This is a genomic window from Algoriphagus kandeliae (assembly GCF_004571135.1).
Taxonomy (GTDB): Bacteria; Bacteroidota; Bacteroidia; order Cytophagales; family Cyclobacteriaceae; genus Algoriphagus; species Algoriphagus kandeliae.
In genome coordinates, this window is record NZ_SPSB01000001.1 from 690,737 (window position 1) to 703,302 (window position 12,566).

Genomic DNA, 12,566 nt, shown 5'->3' on the forward strand with positions numbered 1-12,566 from the left:
AAAAAATCAATTAAACGGACAATTGTCACAAAATAAGATTTCAGGATTCTTTTAGGCCTTCTTTTATTTTCTCACTATCCCAGTATTAAAATTTTTCCCATTGAAATGACTTAGCCTTGAAAGTTGATTTTTTTGTGTGTGCCATCGCAAAAGGGTTTATTTTGACTCCCGCCACATCGACAGAATGCTGATATTTTGTGTTGGTTCTTACTGCTTCCATCTGGAAGTTGAACTTTCAAGTTTCCATATATCATCAAGGGACCATTAGGTATTACCTCTACAAGTTGCTCTTTAGTACTATCAGTAGTAGTTTCCTCTTTTTCTTCAAAATAGTATCCAAGGGCTCCAGAGGGGCATTTTTGAATTTGATTTACAATTTCTTCAGTTGAAGCAGCATATTGATCAATCCAGGGCCTTCTCCTAGTGTCAAAAACTTTTCCTAGTCCTCTTACGCAATTACCCGAATGCATGCATTTATGAGGTTCCCAAGTAATGGTGACTTCACCGTTACTGTATTCTTTTTTGATAGGTTCTTTTTCCATGGTAGTTTTCTTAATCTTTATTGATTTTAAATTAATAATAATTATCTAAGGGTTTGGATTAAATTATCCTAGCAGGTTTTTATTTTGTGGTCCTAAATTTATTTTTTGAAATAGCTGTCTATTTGTAGCTTTGGTCCGGAAAATGTCACCTTATTGACTATTGTTTAAAAAAAATTAATGCGATGAAAGGAATTATTTTAGCTGGAGGATCTGGAACGAGATTGTACCCATTGACGATAGCGGTGAGTAAACAATTGATGCCTGTGTATGACAAGCCGATGATTTACTATCCGCTTTCTGTTTTAATGATGGCAGGCATTCGGGATATTTTAATTATCACCACTCCAGAAGATTCAGCGTCCTTTCAAAAGCTGTTAGGAGATGGGAGCCAAGTTGGGTGTAATTTTCAATATGCAGTTCAGCCGGCACCTGAAGGACTTGCCCAAGCATTCATTATCGGTGAAGAATTCATTGGAAATGATAAGGTAGCGCTAATTCTTGGCGATAATATTTTTTATGGTTCCGGATTGCATAAGACCTTAAAGGAGAATACAAACCCCGAAGGGGGAGTGGTTTTTGCTTATCATGTGACCGATCCTGAGCGATATGGTGTCGTAGAATTTGACGAAAACCAAAAAGCCATCAGTATTGAAGAAAAGCCAACTAACCCAAAGTCTAATTTTGCCGTACCCGGGCTTTATTTTTATGATAATCGAGTGGTTGAAATTGCAAAAAATATCAAGCCTAGTCCCAGAGGTGAATTGGAAATTACAGATGTGAATAATGCCTATTTAAAAATGGACGCCTTGCAGGTAGCTATTTTGAACCGAGGCACTGCATGGCTAGATACGGGTACGCATCAATCTCTGCTTCAAGCTGCCCAGTTTGTGGAAGTCATTGAGGAAAGGCAAGGCCTGAAAATAGGCTGTATAGAGGAAATTGCCTACCGATCTGGTTTCATTGGGAAAGAGGAACTCCTAAAAGCTGCGGATCGCCTAGGAAAAAGTGGTTATGGAGATTATTTAAAACGATTAGTTTCCTTAAAATACTAAAGACTTTTGGTTTAAATCCAAAAGTCTTCTTCCCACATTTTGAAACCTCCTTTGAAGGCATTTTGGTTGGTTCCTAATCTGCATCCTTCAGGTAGATCTTGTAATAATTTTGAATTACCTCCACCGAGTACTATATCGTCAGGTTGTAGGGCGTCTGCAAAAATTTCTACTACTTTTCTAACGTGTTTCTCCCAACGCTTTTGCCCATTTTTCTGCAAATAGGCTTTTCCTAAATAATTTTCGAAGGTCGATTTTTTGTAAGGAAGATGCCCCCCTTCTATAGGGATTATGGTATGGTTCATCACCATGGCTGTTCCTAGACCAGTTCCTAGACCCATAAACAGAAGCTTTTTTCCTTCATAACTCCCCAAAGCCTGCATGGCGGCATCATTGAGAATTTTAATAGGCATTCCAAATGCAGCTTCAAAGTCAAATTTGGACCAGCCAGACCCCATATTTACTGGATCATTAAGAATATTGTTATGTTTGACAACCCCAGGATATCCCATAGTAATCAGGTCATATTCCCATTCGGAGGCATGTTCCTTAACTAAAGGAACCATCTGTTCGGGCGTAAAATCAGGACCTGAAGGAATCTTTATTCGTTCGGACGCACCAGAAGCAAGGATTTTTACATTTGAACCACCAATGTCGATTACTAGGATTTTTTTTGAGGTTTTTTTCATTCGAGTGATTATGCTTTAGGGTATAAAGCGAATTGGTATTCTATTAATACCCGAAACTAAAAAAATTAATAGAAAAAGCAGGTTTTATAGAGTGATTAAATCCTAGTAAAATTCAAAAATTAAACTGCAATCAATTTAAAGTGATAATGATCATTATTTTCCCGGTTTTTTCGAATTACCTGACTCAAATGATAAAAAGCTTCCAAGAGATTGGCATTTTCTAGCATACCTGCATAAATGGCCTTGTAGCCAATCAATTCTATTAATCGTTTGACTTGTTTTTTGTGATCTAAAGAGTTACCACAGAAGTAAGTTTCTTTTACAAAACCCAGGACGTCTTCTTCAGGATAATCTAAGCCAAGGTTATTAAAAGCTTTAAATAATACCGCTTTTGGAATTGCTTTTTGAATCCTTAGGGTATTTGAGTTAGTTAAGTCTTGACTATTCAATTGATTGGTGCAATCGATAATAATTTTATCATCCAGGTCAACGCTTTGTAGGCTTTCACAGATAGCCGGTAAATATTGATCATCACTGCAGATCAAAACGAAATCCGATTGGATGATGGCTGATTCATAAGGGCAGAGTCGATTGTAAAATCTATTGAGGATTTTCCATTCGGGAAGCTCGGTATCAAAATCACTTCTTACTCCGAAGACTACATCTACACCAGCTTCCATAAATTTCTTACCGAGGGTTTTACCTAGGTTGGTTCCGCCTAATATTCCGACTTTCATAAGTTTTAATTTAAGGGTAGAAAAACTCGAAAACTACTTGATTATCAGACGAAAGCTATTGTAATTTTTGATTATTGCAAAATTAAATTTTGAAAATTAGGCGTTTATAATGTACAAACCAAAATAATCTATTTCAACTTCAATTTTCATAAGTTGAATTCAAGTTGAAAAAATGAAAATTAAACTCTAGTTGCTTGAAAATCAGTAAAAAAAGGTATTTGATTAAAACTTTTGAATTAATAAATCGAGAAAAAATATGTGAAGTTTTTAAGGTTTACTTTCCGATACAGAACTTCGAAAAGATGTTTGCCAACAAATCATCAGTTGTAATTTCACCTGTGATCTCACCCAAGAAATAGAGAGACCTTCGAATATCCATTGCCAAAAAATCATTTGTTACCTGATTATCCAATCCTCCTAGAACTTCCAATAAAGATTCTCGAGTTTTAGTCAGGCTATCATAATGTCGAATATTAGTAACGACGGTGTTTCCTGTTTTGAATTTGTCTAGATTGACCAACTCCAGAATTTTGGTTTTTAATCCATCCAAATTCTCTTTTTTCCCAGCAGAAATAAAGATGGTATCAGGATGTTTTTCCTTTAATTCCTTCACCAATTCCGGATCCGCTTTATCAATCTTATTAGCCACTTTCAAATAAGGAACACCCAAATTTTCGAGTTTATTGATATCCCGGTTGATTTCTACCAAATCGGTATCACTCAAATCAAACAAATAGAGAATCAGGGAAGCCGTTTTCATTTTTTCCTGGGTCCGGCTAACTCCTATAGCTTCAATGGTATCGGTAGTTTCCCGTAGTCCAGCGGTATCAATAAAGCGAAAAATAACTCCTCCAATGTTGATTTCGTCTTCTATAAAATCTCGAGTAGTTCCAGCAATATCCGAAACGATTGCTTTTTCCTCATTGAGAAGTGCATTCAAGAGAGTGGATTTTCCAGCATTAGGTTTCCCTGCAATGACGGTAGGGACTCCATTTTTAATAACATTTCCAAGGTCAAAACTTAGAATCAATTCTTCCACAGCCCGAAGCAGTTTTTCTACCAAAACCCTTAAATCATCCCGGCTGGCAAATTCTACATCTTCCTCTGTAAAGTCCAACTCTAATTCAATTAAGGAGGCAAAATGGATCAATTGAGCCCGGAGCTCCTGAATTTCTGAGGAAAACCCACCACGCATTTGATTGAGTGCAGCCGCATGGGATGCTTCCGAATCTGCATGAATCAAATCCGCTACAGCCTCTGCTTGGGCCAAATCAAATTGTCCATTTAAAAAAGCTCTTTGAGTAAACTCTCCAGGCTTTGCAGGTCGTGCTCCTTTTTTGATCAAAAGTCGAATTACCTGATTGATAATGTAGGAGGAGCCATGGGTAGAAATTTCCACTACATTTTCTTTTGTAAAGGACTTGGGAGCAATAAAAATCGAAACAAGCACTTCATCGATGATTCGATCACCGTCACGGATTGTTCCAAAGTGGATAGTGTGACTCTGTTGTTTTTCAAGGTCTTTTCCGAAAAAAACCTGATTGGTTAATCGGATGGCATCTTTTCCAGAAAGACGAATAACAGCAATGGCTCCTACGCCCTGCGGAGTTGCCAATGCGACAATGGTATCCTGCTGTTCAGCTAAAGAAAAACTCATGGTTTAGGGCGGAAGGCCTTTTCAATCAATTCATTGAGACCTGCAAGAAAAGCATCAGGTTCTCTATAGCCTGGAAGTTGAGCTATGTTTTGAAGCTTTGGTTCGATGACCACAAAATTTGGATAAGAGCGTACGCGCATAGCAGCTGCCATTTGTGCTTCGCTAAATTTCTTTCCCATAAAATCAAAAGTGCGTTGTGTATCCTCAGCATTAAGCTTTACTGCGTAAAAATTCGAATTGATGTATTCGATCACTTTCGGGTCAGTGAATGTTTCTGCATCCATTTTTTTACACCATCCACACCAATCGGTATAGACATCCACCAAGAGCATTTTGGGGTTGGATTGATTCGCAGCCACTGCTTCTTCAAACTTCAACCAGGTGATTTTATCTTGGGAATATCCTGTAAATGCAAGGAATAGAAATCCGAAAAGGAGGAATAATTTTTTCATACTACGAACTAAACGCCTTTGCTTCATTTTGGGTTCCGAAATTTATTTTGGAGCGATATCGAGTAAATCCAACTGATGCAAAGAAAATAATTCCTGCGACAGTTACCATCATGCCCGCAATGGATGAGTCCAATAAGTAGGCCAAATAATAACCAAGCAGGGATACCATGACCCCAATAATCAATGTCAACTTAATTAAATGACGGAGTTGCCGGGTCCAAAGAAAGGCCGTGGCTGGTGGAACAACCAATAGTGCAACAACCAAAATAGCACCAACAGCCTCAAAGCTACTAACGGTTGTATAGGACACCATACTCATCAAACCCAAGTTGATCGCAGATGCAGGAATACCAATCACCACGCCAAATTTTTCATCAAAACTAGTCAGCTTCAATTCCTTATAGAATAAGGTGATAAAAGCCAAAACCAAAGTCAGGTTCAAGATTGCCAACCACATGATTCGAGGTCCAAGATTATTTCCTGCATCAGTAATCCACAAATCTATTGGCAGATAGGCAATTTCTCCATAAAGAACACATTCTTGGTCGAGATCAACTCGATAGGCGAATGCACTGATTAAAATAATTCCTATAGCGAAAAGGAGGGTGAAAGTTATCCCAATGGATGCATCTAATTGAACTCGCGCTTTTTTTCGGAGCCAATCGATCATTAAGGTGGCAAGTATTCCCAAAATTCCAGCTCCAATGATAACTTCCAGACCTCTCTGTGTCCCTGATACCAAAAAGCCAATCACAATTCCGGGTAGTACGGCATGAGAAATAGCATCACCAGTCATAGCCATTTTTCGAAGCATCATAAAGACTCCCAACAAACCACAAGAAATTGCAATTAGTGAAGCGGTGAATATGATTAGAAATGCGTTTTGGTCAAATGTCATCATGATCTCTTGGGATTGTTTCCTGATGGGGATCTAGGCGTGGATAATTCAGCCTATTTTCTAATAAAGCTTCAAGCTCGGGAGTCAATAAATGTTCTAACTTTTCAGCTGATTCATGGACGTGGTCTGGAGCAATGTTCATGTATTCATTAAGATAAAGCTCCCATAAACGATGGAGTCTCACTATACGTTTTGCCTCCATTTTTCCGGGTTTAGTCAGTTTTATAAGATTTTGATTTATAAATAATTGACCTTCTCTTTCTAATTCTTTAATTGATTTATTAATTGACTTCTTTTGATTTGGGTAAAGTTGAGTTAGCTCTTCAAAAGACAAAGCATGTCTTCCCAATTCTTCAGCTTTGTATACGCTTTTCAAAACATGATCCCGCTGCGTTTTGTCTATGTATTTCTTACGGTGAAAAAAGCGGTAAAGAATGCCTTTTTTGGGAGCAAACAGAAAGGAGAGAAGTGCTATAAATGAAAGGATCACCACCACCCAAGGGCCTGTTGGCATTTGTGGAAGTGTATAGGAAACATAGGTTCCAAATATTCCGGAGATGATTGCAAATACTGCTGCCAAAACCAAAAGTGTTTTCAAACGGTCGGTCCAAAATCTTGCAGCTGCTCCAGGGGTAATTAGCAAAGCAGCCATTAACACAACTCCAATAGCTTGAATCCCGATAACCACGGCAAGGATGATAAGAATGTTAAACACTAATCGGATCTGATGCATAGGAAGTCCCAAAGCTTTTCCGAAATCAGGATTAAAAACCAATAATTGGAATTCTTTAAGCATGAAGACCAAAACGCCTATGATACCTAAGGATAAGCCTCCATAGATCCAAAGATCTCGCTCTACGATACCAATCGCATTTCCAAAAATGAATTGATTTAGACCCGCCATTTCTGGATTCCCACTCTTTTGAATAATGGTCAAAAAGACTATGCCCACTCCAAAAAATACAGATAAAACAACCGCAATAATGGAATCCTCGCTAAGTTTTGTATTGTCTTTTAGCCAGGAGGTCAGATAGGTAGCAAGCCCTCCCGATGCTATTGCACCCCCAACAATGAAGAAAGGGTTTTTTTCGCCTGCCAACATAAATCCCAAACAGATTCCCGGAAGGATGGCATGAGAGATCGCATCTCCCAGCAAAGCTTTGTTATCCAAAAAGCTAAAAGTACCGACAAAGGCGGATCCAATCCCAAGCAGGGTTATTCCCAAAACCACAAAGGCTATGGAGGCATCCTGAAAAGAAAAGAAGTAGAGAAAATCTTCCATTAGTCTTTGAGGGGATTGAATTCTTTCTGACGAATGAGCTCGGATACTTTAGAAAGTAAATTCAACTTTCCACCATAGGTCTTCCTTAACAATTCTTCTGTTACGACCTCATTTTTGGGTCCAGAAGCTACCAAGTGAAGATTTAACATGATAAACCAATCGAAATAATTTACAGCCGAATAGATATCATGATGCACTACGATTACTGTTTTTCCACTTTGACTCATCTCCTGAAGCAAGTTGAAAATCGCCGTTTCAGTGTTCATATCAACCCCAGCAAAAGGTTCGTCCATCAAATACAAATCAGCCTCTTGGGCTAAAGCCCGCGCTATAAATACCCGTTGTTGCTGCCCCCCTGATAGTTCGGAAATTTGCCGATGAACGTAAGCGGTCATTCCTACTTTTTCAAGACAGGAGAGGGCCAATTCTTTTTCTTTTTTCCCCGGTCTTTTAAAGAGTCCTAGTTTACCATACGTCCCCATCAAAACTACATCTAAAACAGAGGCAGGAAAATTCCAGTCCACAGATTCCCGTTGAGGTACATAGCTTATTTTGTTCCGAACATTATCCAAGTCCTGATCAAAAATCTTTACATACCCACTGCTTGGTTGGATCAATCCCATGATAGCTTTTATTAGCGTGGATTTTCCGGCACCATTCGGTCCAAGGATTCCTATCAGTTTTCCAGCAGGTAAACTGAAATCCACATTCCATAATACAGGGCTTTGGTCATAGCTGACCGTCAAATCGTGGATTTCCAAAATTGGGTTCTCTATATGCTTAATCATGGTAAAAGGGCTTGGTGTATGGTATTGAGGTTGGTTTGGACCATTCCGATGTAGGTCCCCGCTTCCGTATTGGGAGCATCTAGGCTATCCGTAAATAAAGGGCCTGCTAATTGGATGGGGTGATTGCGCTTTTCACAGGCCTGAACCAAAGCATTCAGAGCTCTAGGAGAAATGGTCTGCTCGGCAAAAACAGCTTTAATATTTCGATCGATAATGAATTGAACCAAGTTACCCAAATCTCTTAATCCGGGTTCGCTAAGTGTGGAAAGACCTTGCAGACCTCTTACTTCGATATCATAGGCTTTTCCAAAATAAGCAAAGGCATCATGCGCTGTAACCAAGGCTTGTCCAGATGAAACCAATTCTCCAGTTACTTTATCAGCATAGGCATTCAACGCTTGGAGTTGTATTTGGTAAGCTTTCCAATTTTCTCGGATTTGCTTTTCCCATTCCGGTTTCCATTTGATTAATTTTTCTACGGTGTTATCAAGAGCCATTTCCCAAAGTTGAACATCAAACCAAATGTGGGGGTCCACACTGTGAGCTTCAGGGCCTGATCGAAGCAATTTACTTTCAGGTAAGTCCTCAGACATATTGATGAGATTTTGACTATAAGCCAACTTTTCAAAAATTTCGGTCATTTTCCCCTCTAGAAATAGACCATGGTAAACAACTAAATTGGCGTTGGTCAATAGATCCAAATCTCGTACGGATGCCTTATACAAATGAGGATCTACGCCTGCAGGCATCAGCGGTTGTACATCAGCTAAATCTCCCACAATCTCAGAAATAGCATCAGCCAAGATGCTTGTGGTGGCTACAATCATGGGTTTCTCTCTCGTATCGGGAGAAGATTTTTTACAAGAAAAAAGCCCAAGGATTAAAAATATGACCAGAACAATCTTTCTCATGACTGAACTGCTAGGATATTTGATGCCACATCCTTTGACATGAAAATGCTTTTCTTTTGATCGACCAAGATTTCTACGGAACCATCGAATTCCACCTTATCCAGAATTTTTACTCTCGCTCCGATATATGCGCCGACTTTATCCATGTAGCGAAGGAAAGCCGCAGAACTGTCCTTGACTGCAACGATCTGTCCGGATTGGTCAATTTCCATTTCACTGATTGGAATTCGAGGCCGAGCCTTCACATCTCCAAATTCATCCGGGATAGGATCACCGTGGGGGTCAAACTTTGGATAGTTTAAAAAAGCATCAAGGCGCTGAATGAGTAGGGGAGATTGGATATGTTCTAATTCTTCTGCAACCTCATGAACTTCATCCCAAGCAAAATTTAATTTTTCAACCAAAAACACTTCCCAAAGTCGATGTTTTCGGATGGTTTGAAGGGCTAGTTTTTTACCCTCAGGGGTGATGTTAACTCCATAATATTTTCGGTAGTTGATCACCTCTTTTTCTCCAAGCTTCCGAAGCATGTCTGAAACAGAGGCAGGCTTTGTCTTCATTTCAGCTGCAATGTCATTTGTCGAAACTGATTTGCTCGCACCATCCGATAGGTGATAGATGGCTTTTAAATAATTCTCTTCTGCTGCGGTCAGATTCATAATTAATCAAATTTGATACAAATATAAAAATTAATTTAGATAAAGCTAAAATAATATTTATTGGTATCTAAATAGGTTGTGGAAAACCTATTTTCAAATGTGATTTTGGGTTTAGGTTAGTCTAAAAATAAGTTAAGGTGAAAATAAAAATAATTCTATTTTATTGAATATGAATGATTTGGGAATTTTAAATCCTAAAAATCCATAGAATTTCCCGGGATAAGGGTTACGTAATTTGAGTTTCCTGATTTAGAAAATTGGTTTCTAAAATGGGATAGAAGTGGATAAGTGTGGATAGTTTTCCACGCTTGATTTATTGGCCTAAAAGTTCTTCTATCAATTGGCTAAAGAGTTGGGCTTCTTTATTCCAGCGATAAAAATCTGAATCAAGATTTGAGAAAAATTGGGTGTCGAGACCTGAAGAAAATTCTTGGAGGCTTAATTCGATTTGATCAAAATGGACTGAAATTCCCAGCTTGTGCTTGGAGATAATGGGTTCCCACTTTGGGTTAGAATTGATTATTACTGGACATCCCAAACCACAAGCTTCGAAAAGTTTACTTGGAAGTTTATTGATAATTGATGGATGAAGCTGATAGGGAAGTAGTAAGAAATCCGATTCTTTGATAGCTTTCAAAACTACTTCGTGAGCAATGGGTGAAGGGCTTAATTCAAGCTGGATGGCCTTACTTTTTCTTCCAAATTCCTGAAGCGTTTTTTCAAAATCTTTTAAAGGTACGTGTCCAATTATTTGTAATTGTGATCCAGGAAATCTTGACAGAATCTTTTCAAAAAATCGGATGGCTTCGATTACACCATAACTTGGAGTCAAGGTGCCTGTGATTAAAAATCGGAAAGACTTTTTGCCTTTATAAGATTTTATGGAAGGAGGCGAATCAGAAATCGGGAATTTGTTTTCAAGAATCAAATTGGGTTCTTTTTCCGGCATCTCGACAGCATAGCAAGCTTCTGCCAATATGTGAAAATCAATTCCTTTTGGCTTTTCTGATTTTTTAATAATCCAAGTGGCAATTGCCTTTTTTAGTTTGGTGGAGTTTGGATTAAGGGTAAGGTTTTGGATAAAATTCTCTTGGACATCGTAAATCAGCTTGTACTTCAACCAAGGCTTCAAAAATTTGGCTATTAGGAGCATTTCCCAACTGCAGCAAATCAAGATTTTGGGCTTGATTTTTAGGAGTAAAAAGCCAAATCTTATCGGAAGAATCAGCCTTTGCCATCGAGAATGGTAATCAGTGATAGAAACAAAAAATCGATCTTCTGTCGTTTTTGGAAGTGATTTGCTGGAAAATCCTATGAAGTTTAATTGGTATTTATTTGTTTCACGCAGCGAAAGGCCTAGCCTCCCAAATGCTCTGGAATCAACCAGTGGTTTAAGGGAAGAAGCAAACAATACCGAAATTTTGTTGGCCTTTTGATCACTCATTAAACGAAACTAATCAAATTCATGGAACTCAGAACAATTATCGAAAGCGCCTGGGAAAACAGGGAATTGTTAAAAGAAAAAGATACCGAAATCGCTATCAAAACAGTCATTGCTGATTTGGATGCCGGTCAATTGAGAGTAGCTGAACCACTTCCAAATGGAGATTGGCAGGTGAATGATTGGATCAAAAAGGCGGTGATTCTTTATTTCCCTATCCAAAAAATGAAAACCATTGAAGTGGGGCCTTTTGAGTTTCATGATAAGATGGCTTTGAAGACAAACTATGCCAAGCAGGGAGTGCGAGTAGTTCCTCATGCTGTAGCCCGTTATGGAGCCCATTTGGCAAGTGGAGTTGTGATGATGCCAAGTTATGTTAATATCGGTGCTTTTGTGGATAGTGGCACGATGGTTGATACTTGGGCGACTGTCGGTTCTTGCGCACAGATCGGCAAAAATGTTCATTTAAGTGGTGGTGTAGGTATCGGTGGAGTGTTAGAGCCTGTTCAGGCTGCTCCTGTGATTGTGGAAGATGGAGCATTCATTGGTTCAAGAGCAATCATCGTAGAAGGAGTTCGAGTTGGAAAAGAAGCTGTTTTGGGAGCAGGAGTTACCCTTACAGCTAGCTCGAAGATTATTGATGTAACTGGGGCAGAACCTGTTGAATATAAAGGATATGTTCCGCCTCGTTCAGTGGTAATTCCAGGTACAATTTCCAAAGATTTTCCAGCTGGGACATTCCAGGTTCCATGTGCTTTAATCATTGGAAAGCGAAAAGCTTCTACTGACCTCAAAACCTCTCTAAATGATGCATTAAGAGAAAATAACGTGGCAGTCTAAACCAACTAGAATGAAAATAATTTATCGTTTAGGAGTGGCCTTACTTATCAGTGGGGCCACTTTTGCTTGTACAGGTAAATCAAGTAGTGAAGGTGACCGTGCATTCAATCGGGGAGCGTATGAAGAAGCGGTAAATGAATATTCTCAGGATTTGAAATACAATCCTAATGACGTGGTCTTGCTATTTAATCGGGGAAGAGCCCACGAGGAACAGGGGCAGCTGGATTCCGCAATAGCAGATTTTGAAAAGGCCTTGGAAATTGAACCTAATAATTTTCAGGTTCTATTGGCTATTTCTAATCTTCATTACGCTCAAGAAAACTATTCCAGGGCTTTGATTTATGCTTCCAAAGCTGAGGAAATCTCTGGAGCACCGGCAATGGCTTCCTTTATGAAAGCAAGAGCCTTGCACCAAATGGGCCATACTGCTGATGCGATGAAGGCTTATGGAAATGCTATTCAATTGGATAAAAACTTTGCACAAGCTTATTTCAACAGGGGCATGTTAAAGATTGCACTTAAGCAAAAGCGAAGTGCATGTGAGGATTTCCAATTAGCTAAAAGTTTGGAATACCCAGGTGCAGAAGATGCTCTGAATAAGTTTTGTAAGTAAATAGAAAA

Annotated in this window: 14 protein-coding genes; 3 read left to right on the plus strand and 11 right to left on the minus strand. The window is 38.9% G+C overall.

Features of this window, described 5'->3' with window-relative positions; all coding sequences use genetic code 11:
* Positions 1 to 110 precede the first annotated feature (110 nt).
* A complete protein-coding gene (locus E4S40_RS02955; RefSeq protein ID WP_135070621.1) occupies positions 111 to 542 on the minus strand; it encodes a (4Fe-4S)-binding protein in 432 nt (143 codons plus the stop codon).
* 182 nt (positions 543 to 724) lie between these two features.
* Between E4S40_RS02955 and rfbA the strand changes: the two genes are divergently transcribed.
* Complete coding sequence (gene rfbA, locus E4S40_RS02960) at positions 725 to 1,594, plus strand: glucose-1-phosphate thymidylyltransferase RfbA (RefSeq protein WP_135070624.1); 870 nt, start codon at positions 725 to 727, stop codon at positions 1,592 to 1,594.
* Between the two features lie 11 nt (positions 1,595 to 1,605).
* On the opposite strand, the gene E4S40_RS02965 is transcribed toward rfbA, so the two are convergent.
* The 10 genes from E4S40_RS02965 to E4S40_RS03010 form a co-directional block, all read right to left on the minus strand.
* Positions 1,606 to 2,280: an ROK family protein gene (locus E4S40_RS02965; RefSeq protein ID WP_135070627.1), complete on the minus strand. Its 675-nt coding sequence runs from the start codon at positions 2,278 to 2,280 to the stop codon at positions 1,606 to 1,608.
* 119 nt (positions 2,281 to 2,399) lie between these two features.
* Positions 2,400 to 3,017, minus strand: coding sequence for an NADPH-dependent F420 reductase (locus E4S40_RS02970; protein ID WP_135070629.1), 618 nt, complete (start codon positions 3,015 to 3,017; stop codon positions 2,400 to 2,402).
* Positions 3,018 to 3,291: 274 nt separating this feature from the next.
* Positions 3,292 to 4,674, minus strand: coding sequence for a tRNA uridine-5-carboxymethylaminomethyl(34) synthesis GTPase MnmE (gene mnmE / locus E4S40_RS02975; RefSeq protein ID WP_135070632.1), 1,383 nt, complete (start codon positions 4,672 to 4,674; stop codon positions 3,292 to 3,294).
* Positions 4,671 to 5,126 carry a thioredoxin family protein gene (locus E4S40_RS02980; RefSeq protein WP_135070635.1) on the minus strand — a complete coding sequence of 152 codons (456 nt, stop codon included), beginning with the start codon at positions 5,124 to 5,126 and terminating at the stop codon, positions 4,671 to 4,673. The genes mnmE and E4S40_RS02980 overlap by 4 nt, the downstream gene beginning before the upstream one ends.
* A 1-nt stretch (position 5,127) precedes the next feature.
* On the minus strand, positions 5,128 to 6,027 hold the full coding sequence (locus E4S40_RS02985; RefSeq protein WP_317129208.1) for a metal ABC transporter permease: 900 nt from the start codon (positions 6,025 to 6,027) through the stop codon (positions 5,128 to 5,130).
* Complete coding sequence (locus E4S40_RS02990) at positions 6,014 to 7,306, minus strand: metal ABC transporter permease (RefSeq protein WP_135070638.1); 1,293 nt, start codon at positions 7,304 to 7,306, stop codon at positions 6,014 to 6,016. The genes E4S40_RS02985 and E4S40_RS02990 overlap by 14 nt, the downstream gene beginning before the upstream one ends.
* Complete coding sequence (locus E4S40_RS02995) at positions 7,306 to 8,094, minus strand: metal ABC transporter ATP-binding protein (RefSeq protein ID WP_135070641.1); 789 nt, start codon at positions 8,092 to 8,094, stop codon at positions 7,306 to 7,308. The genes E4S40_RS02990 and E4S40_RS02995 overlap by 1 nt, the downstream gene beginning before the upstream one ends.
* Positions 8,091 to 9,005: a metal ABC transporter solute-binding protein, Zn/Mn family gene (locus tag E4S40_RS03000; RefSeq protein ID WP_135070644.1), complete on the minus strand. Its 915-nt coding sequence runs from the start codon at positions 9,003 to 9,005 to the stop codon at positions 8,091 to 8,093. Before E4S40_RS03000 ends, E4S40_RS02995 begins: the two co-directional genes overlap by 4 nt.
* The gene (locus E4S40_RS03005) at positions 9,002 to 9,667 is read right to left on the minus strand and encodes a metal-dependent transcriptional regulator (protein WP_135070647.1); all 666 of its coding nucleotides are present in this window, start codon (positions 9,665 to 9,667) and stop codon (positions 9,002 to 9,004) included. Before E4S40_RS03005 ends, E4S40_RS03000 begins: the two co-directional genes overlap by 4 nt.
* Positions 9,668 to 9,977: 310 nt before the next feature.
* A complete protein-coding gene (locus tag E4S40_RS03010; protein ID WP_135070650.1) occupies positions 9,978 to 11,108 on the minus strand; it encodes a glycosyltransferase family protein in 1,131 nt (376 codons plus the stop codon).
* Positions 11,109 to 11,129: 21 nt separating this feature from the next.
* On the opposite strand from E4S40_RS03010, the gene E4S40_RS03015 reads away from it, so the two are divergent.
* Complete coding sequence (locus E4S40_RS03015) at positions 11,130 to 11,945, plus strand: 2,3,4,5-tetrahydropyridine-2,6-dicarboxylate N-succinyltransferase (protein WP_135070653.1); 816 nt, start codon at positions 11,130 to 11,132, stop codon at positions 11,943 to 11,945.
* A gap of 10 nt (positions 11,946 to 11,955) precedes the next feature.
* A complete protein-coding gene (locus E4S40_RS03020; RefSeq protein ID WP_135070656.1) occupies positions 11,956 to 12,558 on the plus strand; it encodes a tetratricopeptide repeat protein in 603 nt (200 codons plus the stop codon).
* Positions 12,559 to 12,566: the final 8 nt, after the last annotated feature.

What these genes read in the sequence shown, in the direction of transcription:
- E4S40_RS02955 (WP_135070621.1), bottom strand. Translation starts at nt 542, where the DNA reads ATGGAAAAAGAACCTATCAAAAAAGAATACAGTAACGGTGAAGTCACC.
- rfbA (WP_135070624.1), top strand. Translation starts at nt 725, where the DNA reads ATGAAAGGAATTATTTTAGCTGGAGGATCTGGAACGAGATTGTACCCA.
- E4S40_RS02965 (WP_135070627.1), bottom strand. Translation starts at nt 2,280, where the DNA reads ATGAAAAAAACCTCAAAAAAAATCCTAGTAATCGACATTGGTGGTTCA.
- E4S40_RS02970 (WP_135070629.1), bottom strand. Translation starts at nt 3,017, where the DNA reads ATGAAAGTCGGAATATTAGGCGGAACCAACCTAGGTAAAACCCTCGGT.
- mnmE (WP_135070632.1), bottom strand. Translation starts at nt 4,674, where the DNA reads ATGAGTTTTTCTTTAGCTGAACAGCAGGATACCATTGTCGCATTGGCA.
- E4S40_RS02980 (WP_135070635.1), bottom strand. Translation starts at nt 5,126, where the DNA reads ATGAAAAAATTATTCCTCCTTTTCGGATTTCTATTCCTTGCATTTACA.
- E4S40_RS02985 (WP_317129208.1), bottom strand. Translation starts at nt 6,027, where the DNA reads ATGATGACATTTGACCAAAACGCATTTCTAATCATATTCACCGCTTCA.
- E4S40_RS02990 (WP_135070638.1), bottom strand. Translation starts at nt 7,306, where the DNA reads ATGGAAGATTTTCTCTACTTCTTTTCTTTTCAGGATGCCTCCATAGCC.
- E4S40_RS02995 (WP_135070641.1), bottom strand. Translation starts at nt 8,094, where the DNA reads ATGATTAAGCATATAGAGAACCCAATTTTGGAAATCCACGATTTGACG.
- E4S40_RS03000 (WP_135070644.1), bottom strand. Translation starts at nt 9,005, where the DNA reads ATGAGAAAGATTGTTCTGGTCATATTTTTAATCCTTGGGCTTTTTTCT.
- E4S40_RS03010 (WP_135070650.1), bottom strand. Translation starts at nt 11,108, where the DNA reads ATGAGTGATCAAAAGGCCAACAAAATTTCGGTATTGTTTGCTTCTTCC.
- E4S40_RS03015 (WP_135070653.1), top strand. Translation starts at nt 11,130, where the DNA reads ATGGAACTCAGAACAATTATCGAAAGCGCCTGGGAAAACAGGGAATTG.
- E4S40_RS03020 (WP_135070656.1), top strand. Translation starts at nt 11,956, where the DNA reads ATGAAAATAATTTATCGTTTAGGAGTGGCCTTACTTATCAGTGGGGCC.